Origin of the sequence: Klenkia taihuensis, assembly GCF_900112525.1 — a bacterium.
In the GTDB taxonomy this organism is placed as follows: domain Bacteria; phylum Actinomycetota; class Actinomycetes; order Mycobacteriales; family Geodermatophilaceae; genus Klenkia; species Klenkia taihuensis.
On record NZ_FOMD01000003.1, the window covers coordinates 181,080 to 200,719 of the forward strand.

19 protein-coding genes are annotated in these 19,640 nt (G+C 75.0%); 8 read left to right on the plus strand and 11 right to left on the minus strand.

The genetic code is table 11. The annotated features are described in order from the left end of the window. Window positions 1-4 precede the first annotated feature (4 nt). The 8 genes from BM158_RS12965 to BM158_RS13000 form a co-directional block, all read right to left on the minus strand. Complete coding sequence (locus BM158_RS12965; RefSeq protein WP_091559432.1) at window positions 5-691, minus strand: IclR family transcriptional regulator; 687 nt, start codon at window positions 689-691, stop codon at window positions 5-7. Next, window positions 691-2,010 carry an MFS transporter gene (locus BM158_RS12970; RefSeq protein ID WP_091559435.1) on the minus strand — a complete coding sequence of 440 codons (1,320 nt, stop codon included), beginning with the start codon at window positions 2,008-2,010 and terminating at the stop codon, window positions 691-693. The genes BM158_RS12965 and BM158_RS12970 overlap by 1 nt, the downstream gene beginning before the upstream one ends. A gap of 20 nt (window positions 2,011-2,030) precedes the next feature. Continuing rightward, window positions 2,031-2,621, minus strand: a complete 591-nt coding sequence (locus BM158_RS12975) for an MBL fold metallo-hydrolase (protein WP_091559437.1) — start codon at window positions 2,619-2,621, stop codon at window positions 2,031-2,033. Continuing rightward, the gene (fahA, locus tag BM158_RS12980) at window positions 2,618-3,751 is read right to left on the minus strand and encodes a fumarylacetoacetase (RefSeq protein WP_229827431.1); all 1,134 of its coding nucleotides are present in this window, start codon (window positions 3,749-3,751) and stop codon (window positions 2,618-2,620) included. The genes BM158_RS12975 and fahA overlap by 4 nt, the downstream gene beginning before the upstream one ends. Beyond that, window positions 3,748-4,938, minus strand: coding sequence for a homogentisate 1,2-dioxygenase (locus BM158_RS12985; protein ID WP_091559444.1), 1,191 nt, complete (start codon window positions 4,936-4,938; stop codon window positions 3,748-3,750). The genes fahA and BM158_RS12985 overlap by 4 nt, the downstream gene beginning before the upstream one ends. A gap of 1 nt (window position 4,939) precedes the next feature. Continuing rightward, complete coding sequence (locus BM158_RS12990) at window positions 4,940-6,505, minus strand: FAD-dependent monooxygenase (RefSeq protein ID WP_091559447.1); 1,566 nt, start codon at window positions 6,503-6,505, stop codon at window positions 4,940-4,942. After that, window positions 6,502-7,461 carry an MBL fold metallo-hydrolase gene (locus BM158_RS12995; RefSeq protein ID WP_091559449.1) on the minus strand — a complete coding sequence of 320 codons (960 nt, stop codon included), beginning with the start codon at window positions 7,459-7,461 and terminating at the stop codon, window positions 6,502-6,504. The genes BM158_RS12990 and BM158_RS12995 overlap by 4 nt, the downstream gene beginning before the upstream one ends. A gap of 82 nt (window positions 7,462-7,543) precedes the next feature. Beyond that, window positions 7,544-8,014 carry an Lrp/AsnC family transcriptional regulator gene (locus tag BM158_RS13000; RefSeq protein ID WP_091559453.1) on the minus strand — a complete coding sequence of 157 codons (471 nt, stop codon included), beginning with the start codon at window positions 8,012-8,014 and terminating at the stop codon, window positions 7,544-7,546. Window positions 8,015-8,116: 102 nt separating this feature from the next. On the opposite strand from BM158_RS13000, the gene BM158_RS13005 reads away from it, so the two are divergent. The 3 genes from BM158_RS13005 (at window position 8,117) to BM158_RS13015 (ending at window position 12,548) form a co-directional block, all read left to right on the plus strand. Beyond that, window positions 8,117-9,826 carry a thiamine pyrophosphate-binding protein gene (locus BM158_RS13005; protein ID WP_131802041.1) on the plus strand — a complete coding sequence of 570 codons (1,710 nt, stop codon included), beginning with the start codon at window positions 8,117-8,119 and terminating at the stop codon, window positions 9,824-9,826. A gap of 95 nt (window positions 9,827-9,921) precedes the next feature. Then, window positions 9,922-11,451 carry an APC family permease gene (locus BM158_RS13010; protein ID WP_229827430.1) on the plus strand — a complete coding sequence of 510 codons (1,530 nt, stop codon included), beginning with the start codon at window positions 9,922-9,924 and terminating at the stop codon, window positions 11,449-11,451. Further along, complete coding sequence (locus BM158_RS13015; RefSeq protein WP_091559465.1) at window positions 11,448-12,548, plus strand: epoxide hydrolase family protein; 1,101 nt, start codon at window positions 11,448-11,450, stop codon at window positions 12,546-12,548. The genes BM158_RS13010 and BM158_RS13015 overlap by 4 nt, the downstream gene beginning before the upstream one ends. A 112-nt stretch (window positions 12,549-12,660) precedes the next feature. Here BM158_RS13015 and BM158_RS13020 read toward each other — a convergent pair whose 3' ends face one another. The 3 genes from BM158_RS13020 to BM158_RS13030 all read right to left on the minus strand — a co-directional run bounded on the left by BM158_RS13020 (window position 12,661) and on the right by BM158_RS13030 (window position 14,037). Then, the gene (locus BM158_RS13020) at window positions 12,661-13,041 is read right to left on the minus strand and encodes a hypothetical protein (protein ID WP_091559469.1); all 381 of its coding nucleotides are present in this window, start codon (window positions 13,039-13,041) and stop codon (window positions 12,661-12,663) included. 181 nt (window positions 13,042-13,222) lie between these two features. After that, window positions 13,223-13,465, minus strand: a complete 243-nt coding sequence (locus tag BM158_RS13025) for a hypothetical protein (RefSeq protein ID WP_131802042.1) — start codon at window positions 13,463-13,465, stop codon at window positions 13,223-13,225. A gap of 5 nt (window positions 13,466-13,470) precedes the next feature. After that, a complete protein-coding gene (locus BM158_RS13030; RefSeq protein ID WP_229827429.1) occupies window positions 13,471-14,037 on the minus strand; it encodes a TetR/AcrR family transcriptional regulator in 567 nt (188 codons plus the stop codon). A gap of 76 nt (window positions 14,038-14,113) precedes the next feature. Here BM158_RS13030 and BM158_RS13035 point away from each other — a divergent pair, with 76 nt between their 5' ends. The 5 genes from BM158_RS13035 (at window position 14,114) to BM158_RS13055 (ending at window position 19,632) form a co-directional block, all read left to right on the plus strand. After that, entirely contained in the window at window positions 14,114-15,382 is a 1,269-nt protein-coding gene (locus tag BM158_RS13035; RefSeq protein ID WP_207506556.1) for an FAD-dependent oxidoreductase, read from the plus strand. Between the two features lie 85 nt (window positions 15,383-15,467). Beyond that, complete coding sequence (locus BM158_RS13040) at window positions 15,468-16,568, plus strand: amidohydrolase family protein (RefSeq protein ID WP_229827428.1); 1,101 nt, start codon at window positions 15,468-15,470, stop codon at window positions 16,566-16,568. Next, window positions 16,565-17,752 (plus strand): M20 metallopeptidase family protein, encoded by a 1,188-nt coding sequence (locus tag BM158_RS13045; RefSeq protein ID WP_091559479.1) that lies wholly within the window; start codon window positions 16,565-16,567, stop codon window positions 17,750-17,752. Before BM158_RS13040 ends, BM158_RS13045 begins: the two co-directional genes overlap by 4 nt. A 9-nt stretch (window positions 17,753-17,761) precedes the next feature. Continuing rightward, complete coding sequence (locus tag BM158_RS13050) at window positions 17,762-19,015, plus strand: YibE/F family protein (protein WP_229827427.1); 1,254 nt, start codon at window positions 17,762-17,764, stop codon at window positions 19,013-19,015. Further along, on the plus strand, window positions 19,012-19,632 hold the full coding sequence (locus BM158_RS13055) for a class I SAM-dependent methyltransferase (RefSeq protein ID WP_229827426.1): 621 nt from the start codon (window positions 19,012-19,014) through the stop codon (window positions 19,630-19,632). The genes BM158_RS13050 and BM158_RS13055 overlap by 4 nt, the downstream gene beginning before the upstream one ends. Window positions 19,633-19,640 lie beyond the last annotated feature (8 nt).

The following is a 19,640-nucleotide window of genomic DNA, read 5'->3' on the forward strand; positions in this document are numbered from 1 at the left end:
GCACTCAGGGGGCGTCCGCGGCGACGGCGGCCGCCGCGGCGACCAGGGCGGCCCCGACGTCGGCGACGTCGTGCGGGATGCCGGTGTGCACCACCGCGACCGCGGCGCGGGCGGCGCCGTCGGGGCCGAGCACCGGGGCCGACACCGACCGGACGCCGGGGATGACCTCGCCCTCGCTGACCGCCCAGCCGGTGGCCCGGGCGGTGACCAGCTCGGGGCGGTCGCCGTCCGACGGCGGGTCGGGCATGAGCAGCGCCAGCCCGGGCGCACCCCGGCCGACGGGGTGCCGGGTGCCGGGCCGGCGGGTGACGTGGCTGGGCACGTCCCGGGGCTCGACGCTGGTGAGCGTGACCGCGTCGTCCCCGGCCCGGACGACGAGGAACCCGGTGCAGCCGAACCGCTCCACCACCGGGGTGAGCCGGGCGGTGGCCGCAGCCTGCAGGCTGGTGCGCACGCCGCGGGCCAGCACCGACACGGTCAGCCCCAGCCCGAACCGGCCGGCGTCGTCGCGCTCGACGAACCCGCGGTCCTCCAGGGTGCGCAGCAGCCGGTAGGTGATGGACCGGTGCAGGCCGACCGCGGTGGCGATCTCCATGACCGGCCGGGGCGACCCGGTGGCGGCGAGGTGCTCGAGGATCCGCAGGCCCCGGTCCAGGGTCTGCGACTGCGGCGCCGTCACCGGGTCGGCCATCAGTGCCCGTCCACGCCCAGGTCGGCGCCGCGGGTCTCCTTGATCACCGAGACGGCGGCGAGGGAGATCGCGGCCAGCACCATCATGTAGACGCCCACGGAGATGCCGGTGCCGGTCTCCTGCACCAGCAGCTCGCTGATCGCCGGCGCGAACGCGCCGCCCAGGATGGCGCCCAGCGCGTAGCCGATGGACACCCCGGAGTACCGGACGGCGACCGGGAACATCTCGGCGTACATGGCCGACATCGGCCCGTACGACAGGCCCAGGCCGACGCAGAGCACGACGACGCCGAGGGCGAACGCCCAGATGTTGGCCGAGTCCACGAGCAGGAACATCGGGATCATCCAGACGAAGACCAGCGCGTAGCCGAGCTGGAAGGTGCGCACCCGGCCGATCCGGTCCGACAGCGCGCCGCCGTAGAGGGTGAACACCAGCCAGGAGACCGAGGCGGCGACGATCGCGGTGAGCACCGGGCCGCGGGCCAGGCCGAGGGTCTGGGTGCCGTAGCCGATGAAGTAGGCGATGACCAGGTAGCCGGCGGCGTTGTTGGCCAGGAAGACCAGCGCGGTGAGCACGACCTGCTTGGTGTTGGTGGCGAACAGGTCGCGCAGGGGAGCGGAGGACTCCCGCTTGCGCTCCTGCAGCTCGCGGAAGACCGGGCTCTCCTCGACCGAGCGCCGGATCAGGTAGCCGACGCCGATGAGCACGATCGAGAGCAGGAACGGCACCCGCCAGCCCCAGGCGAGGAACTGCTCGGGGGTGGTCACCGACGTCATGAGCAGCAGCACGCCGGTGGCCAGGATCAGCCCCAGCGGGACGCCGACACCGGGGTAGGCGCCGAACAGCCCGCGCCGGTTGCGCGGTGCGTGCTCGACGGCCATCAGCGCGGCGCCGCCCCACTCGCCGCCGGCGGAGAAGCCCTGCAGCACCCGCAGCACGACCAGGATGATCGGCGCGGCGACGCCGATGGAGGCGTAGGTGGGCAGCAGCCCGATCAGCGCGGTGGACCCGCCCATGAGCAGCAGGGTGAACACCAGCATCTTCTTGCGGCCCAGCCGGTCGCCGTAGCGGCCGGCGACGATGGCGCCCAGCGGCCGGAACAGGAAGCTGATGCCGATGGTGGCCAGCGAGACGACCGTGGCCAGGCCGGGGGAGTCCTCGCTGAGCGGGGCCAGGAACAGCGGCGCGAGCACCAGGGTGGCCGCCTGGGCGTAGATGAAGAAGTCGTACCACTCGATGGTCGTGCCGGCGAGGGTGCCGGCGAGGACCTTGCGTTCCTCGCGGGTGGTGGACCGGGCAGGGGCGGACGTCGTCGTCACGGGGTCTCCTGTCGTGCGGGTCAGCGGGGGGTGTCGGGACCGGGCCGGAAGGCCGGGCCGTGGCCGGGCACCACGAGGGTGGCCAGCGCCAGGACCCGCTCGCGCTGCTCGCGCAGCTGGTCCCGGTCGGGCGTGTACGGGTCGTCGGCCGGGCCCTCGGCGGTCCACCACAGGTGGGTGAGGGCGACGACGTCGTCGGCGGTGCCGACGAGGGTGGTGATGTCCTGCGGCGTGTGGCCGGGGGTGGCCAGCAGCCGGACCGATGGCGTGAGCTGCACCCCGTCGGCGGCACGGCGCTCGAAGTGGTCGCCGGTGATGACCGACGCGACGTCGTGCACCGGCACCTGCGGGAACAGCGCGATGTTGACCGTGTGGTCCAGGTGGTGGTGGCTGACCACCACGTCGGTGACGTCGCCGGGGGCGATCCCGAGGTCCTCCAGCGGCTGCAGGATCAGCTCCCGGTCGGCCACCATCCCGGGGTCGACCACGACCACCCGCCCGGCGTCGCGGATCACCGAGACGGTGCCGGCGACGCGGGGCACCCGGGCGTAGCCCTCGACCAGGACGTCGAGGCGGGCGGTGCGGGCGAGGGTGTCGAGGTCGTCGGTCACGGGGTGCTCCAGTCGGTGCGGGCGGGGCGGACGGTGCCGGTGACCTCGCCGAGCCCGATGCGGGTCCCGCCGGGGCCGGGCGCGGTGGCGCTGATGGTCACGGTGTCGCCGTCCTCGAGGTACGTGCGGGTCGTGCCGTCGGCGAGGGGGATCGGCTCGGTGCCGCCCCAGGAGAGCTCCAGAAGGGAGCCGCGCTGGTCGCGGTCGGGGCCGGAGACGGTGCCGGAGGCGAACAGGTCCCCGGTGCGCAGGGTGGCGCCGTTGACGGTGAGGTGGGCCAGCTGCTGGGGCGCCGTCCAGTGCATCGGCGCGAACGGCGGCCGGGACACGACCTGCCCGTTGAGCCGGACCTCCAGGGTGAGGTCCAGGCCCCAGCGCAGGCCGGCGTCGTCCAGGTAGGGCAGGACGGCGGTGGCCCGCGGCGGCGGGTCGACCCGGGCGTGCTCCAGCGCGGCGAGCGGCACCACCCACGGCGAGACCGACGTCAGGAAGCTCTTGCCGAGGAAGGGCCCCAGCGGCACGTACTCCCAGGCCTGCAGGTCGCGGGCGGACCAGTCGTTGACCAGGCAGACACCGAACACGTGGTCGGCGAACGCCCCGACAGCCACCGGGCCCGGTGCGGGGACGCCGACGACGAACCCGACCTCGGCCTCGATGTCCAGCCGGCGGCTCGGCCCGAACGTGGGCCCGTCGTCGTCCAGGCGCTGACCGCAGGGCCGGACGACGTCGGTGCCCGACACCGCCACCGTGCCCGCGCGGCCGTGGTACCCGATCGGCAGGTGCTCCCAGTTCGGGGTCAGCGGCGGCGAGCCGGGCCGGAAGATGCGCCCGACGTTCTCCGCGTGGTGCCGCGAGCTGTAGAAGTCGACGTAGTCGGCGACGGTGAACGGCAGGTGCAGCTCGACGTCGGCCAGCGGCACCCGGTGCGGCCCGTCGGCCCAGCGCGGCAGCTGCTCCCGCACCGCCGCCCACGCGGCCGGCCCCTGCGCGAGGAAGGCGTCCAGGCTGCCGGTGGCGTGCACCGGGTCGCCCGAGGCCGCGGCCAGGTCGAGCACCTCGTCGCCGACCAGCACCCCGGTCCGCGGCTGCGTGCCGGGGGTGGAGAAGACGCCGTGGGGGAACGCGGTCACGAGGCCGGGCCGCGCCCGGACCAGGTCCAGGCGTACTCCCCGTCGTCCGACACCGTCCCGGCCTCGCCGAGCGAGAGCGGCCGGAAGGTGTCGACCATGACGGCCAGCTCGTCGAAGGACTCGGCACCCAGCGAGCCCTCGATGGCCGAGGGCTGCGGGCCGTGGCTGTGCCCGCCCGGGTGCAGGGAGATCGAGCCCTTGCCGATGCCCGAGCCCTTGCGGGCCTCGTAGTCGCCGTCGACGTAGAACATGACCTCGTCGGAGTCGACGTTGGAGTGGTAGTAGGGCACCGGGATCGCCAGCGGGTGGTAGTCGACCTTCCGCGGCACGAAGTTGCAGACCACGAAGCCCCCGCCCTCGAAGACCTGGTGCACCGGCGGCGGCTGGTGCACCCGGCCGGTGATCGGCTCGAAGTCGCTGATGTGGAACGCGTAGGGGTAGAGGCAGCCGTCCCAGCCGACCACGTCGAAGGGGTGCTCCGGGACGACGTGCACGGTGCCGCTCAGTCCGCCGGGGCCGTCGCCGCGGTGCTTGACGTACACCTCGACGTCGGTGCCCTCGACCACCAGCGGCCCGGTCGGCCCGCGCAGGTCGCGCTCGCAGTAGGGCGCGTGCTCCAGCAGCTGGCCGTACTTCGACAGGTACCGCTTCGGGGGCGCGATGTGCGAGTTCGCCTCGATCGCGTAGGTCCGCAGCTCACCGTCGGGCACCCAGCGGTGCGTCGTCGCGCGCGGGATGACCACGTAGTCGCCGGTGCCGACGGTCAGCGCGCCGAACACCGTCTCCACGACGGCGCTGCCCCGCTCGACGAAGACGCACTCGTCGCCGGTGGCGTTGCGGTAGAGCGGGCTCGGCGCGGTGGCCACCGAGTAGTGGATGCGGACGTCAACGTTGCCCAGCACCAGCCGGCGGCCCAGCACCGGGTCGGCGTCGGCGGCGAAGCCCAGGTCGTGCAGCTTCAGGTGCCGGGGGAGCAGCGGTGCGTTGGGGGTGAGCGCCTGGTCGGGGAGCTGCCAGGGCCGGGCGTCGACCAGCGAGCTGGGGACGCCGGCGTGGTAGAGCAGCGAGGAGTCGGAGGAGAAGCCCTCCTCGCCCATCAGCTCCTCGCGGTACAGGCCGCCGGAGGGGGTGCGGTGCTGGGTGTGCCGCTTCGGCGGGACGTTCCCCACCTGCCGGTAGAAGGCCATGTCAGATCCGCTCCAGGGACGGGGTGGTGATGCGGGCGAGGGCGGACGGGAGGTCGGCCGGGTCGGTGAGGACGGCGGCCACGTGCGCGTCGGGCCGCAGCACCCAGATCTCGTCGGCGCAGGCCCCGAGCGCCCCGGCCAGCAGGCCGGAGGGGTCCAGGTCGTCGATCCGGTGCACCGCCACCGGGCCGGCGGCGTCCGGGGCGGGGACGTCGGGGGCCTCGGCGGCCAGCAGCACGGTCAGGCCCTCCCGGGCCAGGGACCGCAGCCGCGTCAGGTCCGGCCGAGCGGCCACGACCACGGGGACGTCGGGGGCCAGCACCCCGGGCGCGGGCTCGGGGACGTCGCCGCGGGCGGGTCGCCCGGCGGCCGGGCGCCGCGGGTCGGGGGTGGTCAGCGGCGAGCCGGAGTACCAGAACGGCTCGGCCAGCCGGCCGCTGTCGACCTGGGCGCGGGCGGCCGGGTCGGTGGCCGCGCGCTCGAGCACGTCGAGCCGGTGCGCGGCCTCCTCGGGGCTGCCCGGCACCAGGAACCGCATGGTGGCCCCGGTGACGTCGAGGTTCTCCACCGCCGCGGCGTGCCGCTCGGTGGAGTAGGTCTCCAGCAGGTCCTCGCCGGCCCAGCCGCGCCGGACGAAGGCGATCTTCCAGGCCGCGTTCTCGGCGTCCAGCACCCCGGAGTTCAGCCCGCGGGCACCGAAGGGGGAGACCAGGTGGGCGGCGTCGCCGGCGACGAGCACCCGACCGACCCGCATCCGGTCGACCACCCGGGAGTGGAACCGGTAGACCGACTTCCAGACCACCTCGTAGGGCCGGTCGCCGACGACCTGCCGGATCCGGGCGTCCAGGCCCCCCGACGCCTCCTCGGCGGCCAGGTCGAAGTCCGGCGGCACCTGCCAGTCGATGCGGAAGGTGGAGTCCGGGCAGGGGTGGATGAGCACCTGCCGGCCGGGGTTCCACTCGGGGTCGAAGTAGAAACGGCGCTCGGTCTCCCAGCCGGGCAGCTCGGTGCGGATGTCGCAGATGAGGAACTGGTCGCCGAACGTCCGGCCCTCGAAGGACAGGCCGAGCTCGCGGCGCAGCAGGTCGGCCCGCGCGCCCCCGCAGACGACGGCGTGGCTGCCGCGGTGCTCGCTGCCGTCGGCGCAGCGCAGGACCACGCCGTCCTCGTCCTGGTCGATGCCCTCCACCCGGGCGCCCCAGCGGACCTCGACCAGCGGCTGGCCGGCAATCGCCTCGTCCAGCAGCTCCTCGGTGCGGCACTGGCTGACGTTGACGAACGGCGGGAACGGCGAGCGACCCCGGTCGACGAAACCTGCGGAGAACAGCTCGCGGTCGCGGTGGAAGGTGCGGGCGGTGGTCCAGGTGACCCCGTGCGGGGCGACCTGGACGCCGACGGAGTCCCAGACGTCGAGGACGTCGCGCTGCTGGCAGATCGCCTTGGACCCGACCAGGTCGCGCTCGGGCCGGGCGTCGAGCACCACCACGGGCAGGCCCCAGCGGGCCAGCAGCAACGCGGTCGTCTGACCGACCGGGCCGCACCCGACGACGAGGACCGGTGCCGTCATGACTGCAGCTGGTCCCACACCTGGCGGTCGCGCTCGGCGGTCCAGATGACGGGGCGCTCGATGCCCGAGAACTCGTCCCACAGCCGGGAGACGTCGAAGGGCAGGCAGTGCTCGAAGATCGGCCAGTGCCCGAACTTCGGGGCCAGCGCGGCGTGCGTGGCGTCGAAGGCGTCCTTCAGCGTGCCGCCGGAGCGGTGCGCGGTGCCGACCGTGTCGTGCATCGTGGTGAGGAAGGCGCGGGTCTGCTCGACGGCGGCGTCGACCTCGTCGCGGCCGCGGGCGATGGCGCCGCGGCCGCCGATCAGCTGCTGGGCGCCGAAGGCCTTGACCCGGTCCAGGGTGCCGGCGGCCCAGTCGAAGTGGAACGCGTCGCCGGTGTACAGCGCTGCCTGGCTCTCGACCAGGTCGCCGGCGAACAGGATCCCGTGCTTCGGGATCCAGGCCACGACGTCGCCCTCGGTGTGGCCGCGGCCGACGTGCTCGAGCACCAGCTCGCCGCGGTCACCGCCCAGCTCGATGGTGAGCATGTCCCGGAAGGTCAGGGTGGGCCAGGTCAGGCCGGGGATGGACTCGGGCTCCTCGAACAGCCGGGGCATCCGGCCGTACTCGCTCTCCCAGTCCTGCTGGCCGCGCTCGGCGATGAGGCTCTTCGTCTGCTCGGAGCTGACGATGACCTCGGCGTCGAACGCGGAGGCCCCCAGCACCCGGACGGCGTGGTAGTGGCTGAGCACCAGGTAGCGGACCGGCTTGTCGGTGTGCTCGCGCAGCCGGGAGAGCCAGCGGCGGGCAGCGACCGGGGTGGCCAGCGCCTCGAAGCAGACCAGGAAGTCCTCTCCCTCGACGGCGCCCAGGTTGGGGTCGCCCTCGGCGGTCAGCGCGTAGACGCCGTCGGCGAGCACCTCCAGCGTCTGCTCCTTCGCCGCGAGGTCGGCCGACGATGCGAACGGCTTGGCCACGGTGCCTCCCTGTTCGTTATGCGAGCAACGTGCTCGCCTGCTGAGCAGGACCGTAGCGGGTGCGTGACCCGGGCCACAACCCTCAGCCGGCGCGCTCCCGCAGCAGCGGCGCGACCCGCAGCGGCACCACGTCGGCCAGCGCGATCGACGTGCTCGCCCGCTGCACGCCGGGCGCGGCCAGCACCAGCTCGGTGATCCGGTACAGGTCCGCGGTGTCCACGGCGACCACCCGGGCCAGCAGGTCGGCGTCGCCGGTGGTGGCCAGCACCTCCACCACCTCGGGGATCGCGGCCAGTGCCGCGGCCGTGTCGGCGGGGGACTCCCGCTGGCTCACCGACAGCGTCATGAAGGCCAGCAGGTTCCGGCCGAGCGCTCCTGCGTCGACCCGGCGGCTGTGCGCCTGCAGCGCGCCGTCGTCCTCCAGCCGGCGCAGCCGGGCGTGCACGGTGTTGCGGGCCAGGCCGAGCCGGGTGGCCAGCGCCATCGTCGAGGACTGCGGGTCCTCGTCGAGGGCGAGCAGGATGCGGGCGTCGGTCGCGTCGATGGTGGGCATGCTGCGCAGCGCTCCGGTCCAGTCGGCAGACCCGCTGGGCACATCGCTCAGCGTTGCGCGCAATGGTTGCGCACATGTGCGGTGCCGTCCACCGTGGACGGCATGACCGCCCTGGACGAGCGACCCACCACCGACGGCTCCGTCTACGCCGACCCGGCCACCACCACGGTGACCGTCGCCGCCTACCTCGGCACCCGGTTGCAGCAGCTGGGCGTCGGCCACCTGTTCGGCGTCCCGGGCGACTTCAACCTCGACCTGCTCGACGGCCTCGCGGTGGACGGCCCCACCTGGGTCGGTTCCCCCAACGAGCTGGGCGCGGGCTACGCCGCCGACGCCTACGCCCGCTCCCGCGGCCTGGGCGTCGTCGTCACCACCTACGGCGTCGGCGAGCTCTCGGTCATCAACGCCCTCGCCGGCGCCTACGCCGAGGACGTGCCGCTCGTGCAGGTCGTCGGTGCGCCCCGCCGGGCCGCCGTCGAGGCCGGCGCGCTGGTGCACCACACGCTGGCCGACGGCGACTTCGGGCACTTCTCCCGCGCCGCCGCCGAGGTCACCGTCGCCGCGGAGACGCTGACCGCCGAGCGCGCCGCCGAGCAGATCGACACCGTGCTGCTGGCCGCGGTCACCGCCCGCAAGCCCGGCTACCTCGCCGTCCCGCAGGACCTCGCGCTGGCCCGGGTCGACGCCGCCCCGCTGGCGCAGCGCCTGGTCGCCCGCTCCGACGACGCCGCCCTGGCCGCGTTCGAGGCCGGGCTCGCCGAGCAGCTGGCCGGCGCCGAGCGCCCGGTGCTGCTCGTCGGCCAGCTGGTGCCCCGGTTCGGCCTGGGCCGCGAGCTCGCCGACCTCGCCGCCCGGCACGGCGTCGCGGTGGTCACCCAGCTGTCCGCCCGCGGTGTGCTCGAGCCCGGCCACCCGTCGCTGGCCGGGTCCTACGCCGGTTCCATGCTCGACCCGGGCGCCCGCGCGGTCGTCGACGAGGCCGACGTCGTGGTGCACGTCGGCACCGTGCTGACCACTGAGCTGACCGGCTTCGGCTCGCACCGCCGCCCCGGCGTCGACACCCCGTTCCTGGCCGCCGACCGCGCCGGGTTCGGCGCCGAGGAGACCGGCCGGGTGCTGCTGCCCGACGCCCTCGCCGCGCTGGACCGTGCGCTCGCCGGCCGGGTCGGGCCCCGGTTCGCCGCCGCAGCGCAGGAGGCCCCCGCCGTCCCCGCCGCGGGCGGCCCGCTGACCCAGGCCCAGCTCTGGCACGTGCTGGGTGGTGCGCTGCCGTCGGGCACCGCGCTGCTGGCCGACACCGGCACCGCCTACTGGGGCGCGCTGGGCATGCCGCTGCCCGCCGACACCGTGTTCGGGGGCCAGCCGATCTGGAGCTCCATCGGCTACGCGCTGCCCGCCGTCCTCGGCCAGGGCCTGGCCGACCGCGACCGCCGGCCCGTGCTGGTCATCGGGGACGGCGCGGCGCAGATGACCGTGCAGGAGCTGTCCACGATCGCCGCCGCCGGGCTCACCCCCGTCGTCCTGCTGCTGGACAACGCCGGCTACACCATCGAGCGCGCGCTGCAGTCGCCGCGCGCGGCCTACAACGACGTCGCCGCCTGGGACTGGGGCATGCTCGTCGCCGGCTTCACCGGCGGCCGGGCCGCCTACGCCGAGGCGACCACCGACGCCGCGCTGGCCGGGGCGCTGGCCGACGCGTTCGCCGACACCGGGCGGGTGCACGTCGTCCGGGCGGTCCTGGACGCCGACGACACCCCGCCGCTGATCGACACGCTCGCCGCGCTGGCGACCGCCGCGAAGTCGGCCGTGTAACGACTGCGCGGCGGACGGCGCCCCCTCTTCCGCCGGGGCCGCTCCGGCCGCACACTCCCGTTGCCTGGTGCAACGTCCTGCGAGGAGTGTGGCGAGTGGCCGATCCGGTGGAGTCGAAGGGCGGCCTGCGCCGTTCGCTGTCGGTCTGGCAGGCGATCGGCCTGTCCGTGGCGCTCATGGCGCCGTCGATGGCGGCCAACATCAACCCGCAGGGGACGGCGGGGACCGTCGGCCGCGCCGTCCCGCTGGCGTTCCTGCTCGCCGCGGTGGGCGTGCTGCTCGTCGCCTACGGGTTCGTCCGGCTCTGCCAGCACTTCCAGCACGCCGGCTCGGTCTACGCCTTCGTCGGGGCCACCCTCGGCCCGCGCGCCGGCCTGTTCTCCGGCTTCGGGCTGCTGGGCACCTACTGCTTCTACGGCGTGGTCACCTCCTCGGCGACCGGCATCTTCGGGACGGCGTTCCTGCAGCAGGTCGGCATCTGGCCGAACCCGCCGACGTGGGGCCCGTTCGTGCTGGTCGCGGTCGCGCTGGTGGCCGCCTACCTGCTGACCGTGGTGCCGGCCAAGCGCGGCACCAGCGTGCTGCTCACCGTCGAGGGCGTCACCGTGGCGCTGATCCTGGTGATCGTCGCGGTCGTCCTGGTCCGGCTGCTCGGCGGTTCCACCCCTGACTCGGGCACGTTCGCGGGCGGGTCGTTCACCCTCGACGTCTTCACCGTCGCGCCGGGCACCGACGCCTCGGCGGTGTTCCTGGGCGTGGTGTTCGGCTTCCTGTCCTTCGCCGGGTTCGAGGCCGCCGCGACCCTGGGGGAGGAGGCCCGCAACCCGCGCCGGGACATCCCCCGCGCGATCCTGGGGACGGCGGTCTTCGGCGGCGTCTACTTCGTCGTCGTCACCGCGGTGGAGATGATGGCCTTCGGCACCGACGACGCCGGGGTGGCCGCGTTCACCTCGTCGTCCTCGTTGCTCGGTGACATCGGCACCGCCTACATCGGGTCCTGGATCGGCGAGGCGATCACCCTCGGGGCGGCGATCAGCGCCTTCGGCTGCTGCCTGGCCTGCGTGGTCGGGGCCTCGCGGCTGGTGTTCGCCTTCGCCCGGGACACCGCTCCCGCCGAGCGCTCGGCCGCGGGCCTGGCCGCGGTGAACCGCGAGGGCGTGCCGGCCCGGGCCGCGCTGGCCTCCACGGTCGTGATGGCCGCGATCGTGCTGGTGTGCGCGCTGTTCTTCGGGGCGCAGGCCGAGGACACGTTCCTGTGGTCGGGGACCATCGGCACGCTGATCCTGCTGGTCACCTACGTGCTCACCACGGTGGGCGCGATCCGGCTGGTGTTCGTGCAGAAGAGGCTGCCCGGGGTGCCGATGTGGCAGGTCGTCATCCCGGTCGCCGCCCTGGTGGTGCTGGGCTACACGATCGTCCGCAACGTCTTCCCCTACCCGGCCTACGCCGACGGGGCGCCGTTCTGGTTCCCGGTGGTGGCCGGCGTGTGGCTGCTGGCCGGGCTGGTTGCCGTGCTCGCCGCTCCGGCACTGGCCCGCCGGGCCGGGCAGGCGCTGATGGCGGCGGAGCTGGGCAGCCGTGAGCCCGAGCGCACCGGACCCGGCGCGGGCAAGGTGGGGGGATGACCGACAGCGCCGTCGTCCCGTACCGCGTCGAGGTGCCGCAGGCCGACGTCGACGACCTGCGCGACCGGCTGGCCCGCACCCGCTGGGCGCCCGAGCAGGACCTCGACGGCGAGCGGGGGATCGAGCCCGACCTGGTGCGCCGGCTGGCGCAGCGGTGGGGCGGGGAGTGGGACTGGCGCGTGCACGAGGCCGCGCTCAACCGCTTCGACCAGGTGACGACGACGATCGACGGCACCCGGGTGCACGCCCTGCACGTCCGCTCGACCCGGGACGACGCCCCGGTGCTGGTGCTGCTGCACGGCTGGCCCGGGTCGGTCGTGGAGTTCCAGCAGGTGGTGGAGCCGCTGGCCGAGACCATGCACGTCGTCGTGCCGTCGCTGCCCGGCTACGGCTTCTCCGGCCCCACCCCGGACGGCGGCTGGACGTCGCAGCGGATGGCCCGGGCGGTGGCCGAGCTGCTCGCCCGGCTCGGGTACGACCGCTACGTCGTGCACGGGGGCGACTGGGGCTCCCGGGTGGCGCGCGACCTCGCCGTCGCCGACCCCGACCACGTGGCCGGCATCCACGTGACGATGACGAACGGCCTGGATCCCGCCGACGGCGCCGACGAGCGGGCCGCGGTGCGGGCGAAGCGGTACGCCGAGGAGCTGGGCGGCTACTTCAAGACCCAGGCCACCAAGCCGATGTCGCTGGCGTACGGGCTCACCGACTCACCCGTGGGCCAGCTGGCCTGGATCGCCGAGCGGTTCCGCGACTGGACCGACCCGGCGTCGGACGTCCTCGGCCCGGCGACGATGGACCTGGTGCTGGCCAACACCGCCGTGTACTGGTTCACCCGCACGGCCGGGTCGTCGTCCCAGCTGTACTGGGAGCGGCGCGCGCACCCGGACGACGAGTGGTCGCGCACGGTGCCGACCGGGGTGTGCGTGCTGCCGCACGACCTGCGGCTGCCCGTGCGCTCGGCCGTCGAGCCGGCGGTGGACCTGGTGTCCTGGACCGAGCTGCCCCGCGGCGGCCACTTCCCGGGCATCGAGGTGCCCGACCTGCTGGTCGACGAGCTCCGCCGCTTCGTCCACGAGGACCTCCGGGCGCGCTGACCCGCCGCCGAGTGGCACCGCAGCGGGCGTCGCGGGCACCAGCACGCCCGCTCCCGTGCCACTCCGCATCGAGTGACAGCTCAGCGCGGGTGCAGCGCTCCACGACCAACCCTCAGCTGTCACTCGACGCAATGACCTCCGCATGGCCGCGGCGCAGGCTGCCCACGTCCGCGACGTCGTGCGCGGCGCGGGAATCGCAGACCCACCGACCCGCGCAGACGGTGAGCGGGGCAGCGTGTGCCCGGCAGCGGAGCGCCATCCCGTGGTCCGCCAACGCATCCACCACCCGGTCGCCCACGTGCTGGAGGGCCTCGTCGACGAACTCCTGCTGCACCTCCTCGGCACCGATCCCCGGAGGTAGGGCTTCCTCGTCGACTGCGGGGTCCAGCTGCAGCGCGCCGGACCCGTAGGGAGAGGTGAGAAGCCAGCCGTCGGGTCGGGCCCGCTCCAGGGACCACCGGCGGCTGGTGACCCGGCGCAGGTCGTCCCGCACCGCCCGGACCGCGGCCTCCGTCAGTGCCCAGCTGCGGGCCAGGGGCGGGAGGGGGTGCGGATCGGCACGGGGGTCGAGCCGGGCCAGCAGCCAGACGATGCGGTCCGCCTCGGAGCGCCGGTTCTCCGGCCGTCGGCACCACCGGTCGTGCTCTCGACGGACGACCCGGGGGAGGGTGACGTCAGGGCAGGGCCAGCACGGCGTGGGCGAGGCGGAGGTCGGCGGCGCTGGTGGAGGGCAACCCGAAGTGCTCCTCCGCGTGCGACCCCACCCAGGCCGCGATCTCGCCCGCACCCGCGCCCCGCGCTCGCAGCGCCAGCAGGGGACCGATCATGCAGTCGTACTCGTCCAGCGGGGAGTCGTCGTCCCGGAGGCCGATGAGGTCCCACTCCCACAGCAGGTCCCGCACAGCACGCTGGTCCACGGGGGTCAGTCCAGCAGGTAGTGGCGCAGCGCGGGGCCCAGCCAGGCCTGGGCCTGGTCGCGGGTCATGTCGACCAGGGGCGGCAGCCGCAGCACGTAGCGGCCCAGCGCGAAGCCCAGCACCGTCGCGCCCACCAGGGCGGCGCGCTCGGGGGCGCGGTCGTCGGTGACCGCGGCCAGGGCGGGCGCGACCTGGGCGGCGAAGACCGTGCGCATCGCCTCGGCCGCCACCTCGCTGGTGGCGGCCGCGCGCAGCAGGGCGAGGAACGTGCCGTCGTCCTCCCACACCGCGAAGAACCGGTCCACCAGCACCCGGGACAGGTCACCGGCCCGGACACCGGTCAGGTCGGGGAGCCGCAGGTCGAGGTCGGCCGCCCGGGTGAACAACCCCTCCTTGCTGCCGAAGTACCGGATGACCAGCGCGGCGTCGACGCCGACGTCGCCGGCCACCGCCCGGATCGTCGTCCGCTCGTAGCCGTCGGCGGCGAACCGGCGACGCGCGGCGGCGAGCAGGTCGTCGCGGGTCGCGTCGGCGTCCCGCGCCCGAGCAGGTATGTCATCGCTCGTGGACACGACCAGCAGGGTATGTCATCTGGTGTTGACAGCAGAGCTACGGTGCATGTCATCGAGCGATGACAGGAGGCGGTCCGTGGACGACGTCCTGGTGGTGGGAGCCGGGCCGACCGGCTGCACGGTCGCCGCGGAGGTCGCCCGCGCCGGCGGCCGGGTCACCGTGCTCGACCGGCACGAGGCCCCCAGCCCGCTGTCCCGCGCCTTCGGCGTGCACGCCCGCACCCTCGAGCAGCTCGACAGCCGCGGGCTGGCCGACGAGCTGGTCGCCACCGGCACCCCGGTCGACCACCTGCGGCTGGTCGGCCGGGCCGGCATCGACCTCTCGCGCCTGCCGACCCGCTTCCCGTTCGTGCTCATGACCCCGCAGGTGCACGTCGACCGGCTGCTGGAGCGGCACGCCCGCGACTGCGGCGCCCGGGTCGAGCGCGCCGTCCGGGTCACCGGTCTGACCCAGGACGACGACGGCGTCACCGTCACCGCCGGCGACCGCCGCTGGCGGGCCCGGTACGTGGTCGGCGCGGACGGCGTGCACAGCACCGTGCGGCAGCTGGCCGGGGTCCGGTTCCCCGGCCGGGCGGTGCTCAGCTCGGTGGTGCTGGCCGACGTCCGGCTGGATCTGGCACCGGACGACCTGCGGGTGGACGTCGACGAGCACGGCTTCGGGTTCCTGGCCCCGTTCGGCGACGGCTGGTTCCGCCTCATCGGCTGGGACCGGCGCCGCCAGGTCGGCACCGACGTCCCGGTGGAGGACGGCGAGGTGGCCGGCCTGCTGGACCGGGTGTTCGGGCTGGCGCCCGGGCCGACCCGGTGGACCTCGCGGTTCTCCTGCGACGAGCGGCAGGCCCCGGCCTACCGCGCCGGCCGGGTGCTCCTGGCCGGGGACGCCGCGCACGTGCACTCCCCGGCCGGCGGGCAGGGCATGAACACCGGCATCCAGGACGCGTTCAACCTGGGCTGGCGGCTGGCCACCGGCGACCTGGACGGCTACGAGCGCGAGCGGCACCCGGTCGGCCGCACCGTGCTGCGGTCCAGCGGCGCCACCATCCGGCTGATGACCCTCGGCGGCACCCGCGGGCGGCTGGCCCGGGCGGTCGCGCTGCGCGGCCTGCTCCGGCTCCCGCCGGTCGCGCACGGCGGCGCCGGGACGTTCTCCGGCATCGCGATCCGCTACCCGGGCCCCGGCCCGGTCGGCACCCGCGCGGCCGCCGTCCCGCTGCACGGCCCGCGCCTGGCCGAGCGGCAGCGGTCGGCCGGGTTCGTCCGGGTCCCGGCCGCCGACCGGGTGGACGGCGGCCTCGGCCTGCTGGTCCGGCCCGACGGCTACGTGGCCGAGGTCAGCCCGTGACGACGGCGGTGCGGCCGCGTTGCGGGGTGATGTCGGCGGCGGTCCGCGGTGTGCGCACCGGCCCGGGCTGGGCAGACTGGCCGCCGTGGACCTCTCCGAGCTCGACCTCGTCGACCACCACTGCCACGGGCTGATCACCCGCGACCTCGACCGGCCCGAGTTCGAGTCGATGCTCACCGAGGCCGCGGCGCCCAGCGCGCTGGGCGGGTCGCTGTTCGACTCGCAGATCGGTTTCGCCCTCCGCCGGTTCTGCGCCCCGGTGCTGGACCTGGAGCCGCACGCCGACCCCGACGCCTACCTGGCCCGCCGCGCCGAGCTGGGCGCCGCGGAGGTCAACCGGCGGATGCTGGCCGCCACCGGCACCCAGACCTTCCTCGTCGACACCGGCTACCTGCCCGAGCCGATCACCACCCCCGACGAGCTGGCCGCGCTCACCGGCGGACGGGGACACGAGGTCGTGCGCCTGGAACTGGTCGCGTCGCAGGTGCTCGAGCGGTCGGGCGCCGGCGCGTTCCCCGAGGCGTTCCGCACCGAGCTGGCCCGCCGCTGCGCCACCGCCGTCGGGGTCAAGTCGATCGCCGCCTACCGCGCCGGGCTGGCCCTGGGCGGGCAGCGCCCGACCGACCTGGCCGTCACCGCCGCCGCCGACCGGCTGCTGCACACCGGCAGCACCCGGGTCGCCGACCCCGTGCTGCACGAGTTCCTGGTCTGGTCGGGCATCGACCTGGGCATGCCGGTGCAGTTCCACGTCGGCTACGGCGACGCCGACACCGACCTGCACCGCGGCGACCCGCTGCTGATGACCGACCTGCTGCGGGCCACGGAACCGCACGGCGTGCCGATCATGCTGCTGCACACCTACCCGTTCCACCGCAACGCCGGCTTCCTCGCCCAGGTCTTCGGGCACGTGTTCGCCGACGTCGGGCTGGCCACGCACAACCTCGGCGCCCGCTCGGCGGCGCTGGTCGCCGAGCTGCTGGAGCTGGCCCCCTTCGGCAAGGTGCTGTTCTCCTCCGACGCCTTCGGCCTGGCCGAGCTGTACCTGCTGGGCACCGTGCTGTTCCGCCGCGGGCTGGGGTCCTTCCTCGACGGCGGCGTCGCCGACGGCGCCTGGACGGCGGCCGACGCGCAGCGGGTCGCCGCGATGATCGGCGCGGACAACGCGCGGCGGGCGTACCGGCTGTGAACGTCGACGACTGGTACGACCGGCTGCACGCCGCCGTCCTCGAGGAGCTGCCGGCCGCCGTCGAGCTGCGGCACGCGCTGCACGCCGACCCCCGCCGCTCCGGCGACGAGACCGACACCGCGGCCGCCGTCGTGGCCGCCCTGGGGCAGGGGGAGGGCCGGGAGGTCGCCGGCACCGGCCGCCTGGTCCGGGTGGGGACGGCGACCGGGCCCACCGTCGCGCTGCGCGCCGAGCTCGACGGGCTGGCCGTGCTCGAGCAGACCGGTGTCGACTGGGCGTCGACGAGCGGGGTCATGCACGCCTGCGGCCACGACGCGCACCTGGCCGGGCTGGTCGCGGTCTGCCGCGCCGTCGCCCGGGTCGGCGGGCCGGCCCCGCTGCTGGCGCTGCTGCAGCCGCGGGAGGAGTCCGCACCCTCCGGCGCGCGGGACATCGCGCAGTCGGGCCTGCTGGCCGACGAGCAGGTGGTCGCCGTCGTCGCCGCGCACGTGCAGCCGCAGCTGGCCGCCGGGGTCGTCAACGCCACCCCCGGGCCGGTCAACGCGGCCACCGACGAGTTCACCATCACCGTCACCGGGCACGGCGGCCACGGCGGCTACCCGCACACCACGCACGACCCGGTGCTGGCGCTGGCCGCGGTGGTGGTCAACCTGCAGCAGCTGGTCAGCCGCCGGGTCGACCCGACCGTGGGCGCCGTCCTCGCGGTCACCCAGCTCGACGCCGGCACCAGCTTCAACGTCGTCCCCGACACCGCCCGGGCCCGCGGCGGCCTGCGGGTCATGCGGGAGAGCGACCGGACCGCCTTGCTCACCGCGCTCACCGAGGTCGCCGAGCACACCGCCGCCGCCCACGGCTGCACCGCCGAGGTGCACAGCGAGAGCAACGAGCCGGTGCTGGCCAACGACCCCGAGCTCGCCCGGGCCGCGCTGCCGTGGCTCGAGCGCGCCGGGGTGCAGGTGGACGACAGCTGGCGGTCCTTCGGCGCCGACGACTTCAGCCACTACTGCGCCGACGCGCGCGGGCTCATGCTCTTCCTCGGCGTCGACGGCGGGACGGCCGACGACCGCGGCCGGCGTCCGGGCCTGCACGCACCCCGGTTCCTGCCCGAGGACGAGGTGGTCGGGCAGGTCGCCGCGGCGCTGCTGGCCGGGTACCTGGCCGGTGCGCAGCTGCTGGCCGCCTAGCCTTCCCCCGTGCCGGCCCACTCCCACTCGCACGCCCACGCCGACGAGCCACCGCCGACCCCGGAGGCGGCCACCCGCCGCACGCGGGCGACCTGGCTGATGCTGCTCGTGCTGGTCCCCGTCGGGCTGGCCACGGTCATCGGGCTGGTCGCGCTGTGGCCCTCCGGCGACGCCTCCCGCGCCCAGCAGGCGGCGGAGTCCTTTCAACCGCCGGGCACCACCTTCCCCGACGCGACGGTGCAGTCGCTGCAGACGGTGGACTGCTCCGACGGGTCGGCGTCCGGGCAGCAGCTGACCTGCGGCACCGCCGTGGTCGAGGTGACCGACGGGGAGGGCGCCGGGGACTTCGTCTCGATCGACCTGCCGCCGGAGGTCGTCGGCGTCGGGATCGAGGTCGGCGACGGGTTCGTGCTGACCCGCTCCGTCGACCCGGCGACCGGGGACCCCAGCTACGCGTTCTCCGACTTCCAGCGCAGCACCCCGATCATCACGCTCGCCCTGGCGTTCGTGCTGGTGGTGGCCGCGGTCGCCCGGCTGCGGGGGATCGCCGCGCTGGTGGGGCTGGGGTTCGCCTTCGTCGTCCTGCTGCAGTTCATCCTGCCGGGGATCCTCACCGAGTCCTCGCCGACGCTGGTCACGCTGGTCGGCAGCGCGGCGATCATGTTCGTCGTCCTGTACCTGGCGCACGGGTTCAGCGCCCGGACGACGACGGCGCTCATCGGCACGCTGTTCGGCCTGGTGCTGGTCGCCGTCATGGGGGCGCTGGCGGTGTCGGCGGCGCGGCTGACCGGGTTCTCCAGCGAGGAGACCATCCAGCTGCAGACCTACGACCCCACGCTGGACTTCTCCGGCCTGGTGCTGGCCGGCATCACCGTCGCCGGGCTGGGCGTGCTCAACGACGTGACCATCACCCAGGCCTCGGCGATCTGGCAGCTGCACGAGGTCGACCCCACGATGGGCGCCCGGCAGCTGTTCGCCCGCGGGATGACGGTGGGGCGCGACCACATCGCCTCGACCATCTACACGATCGTCTTCGCCTACGCGGGTGCCTCGCTGCCGGTGCTGCTGCTGGTCGAGATCTACGACCGGCCGCTGTGGACCGTGCTCACGGGGACCCAGGTCGGCGAGGAGGTCATCCGCACGCTGGTCGGTGCCATCGCGCTGGTCCTCGCCGTCCCCGTGACGACGGCGGCCGGCGCCTTCTTCGCCACCGCCGCGGGCGACAAGCCGGCGCCGAAGCTGCTGGCCCGGTTCGGCCGGTGACCCGCACCGAGGAGCTGCTGGCCGCGGCCGCGGCGGCGCCGGGGTTCATGCCCGCCGACGAGGGCCGGGCGCTGTACGAGGCCGCCCGGGCCGTGGCCGTCGACGGCCCGCTGCTGGAGATCGGCAGCTGGATGGGCAAGTCAGCGCTCTACCTGGCCGCGGCCGCCGCGGAGGCCGGCCGGGTGGTCGTGACCGTCGACCACCACCGTGGCTCCGAGGAGCACCAGCCCGGGTGGGAGTACCACCAGCCCGAGCTCGTCGACCCGGCCACCGGCCTGCTGGACACGCTGCCCTCGTTCCGGCGCACCGTGCACCCGGCCGAGGACCTGGTGGTCGCCGTCGTCGGCCGGTCGGAGGTGCTCGCACCGCTGTGGTCCAGCCCGCCGGCGCTGCTGTTCCTGGACGGCTCGCACACCGAGGAGTCCGCGCGGCGGGACCAGGACGCCTGGGTCGGGAAGCTCGCCGTGGGCGGCACGCTGGCGGTGCACGACGTCTTCCCCGACCCCGCCGACGGCGGACAGGCCCCGTTCGGCGTCTACACCCGGGTGCTGGCGTCCGGGGACTTCACCGAGCTGCCCGGCACCGGGTCGCTGCGGGTGCTGCGCCGCGACCGCTGAGACCTGTC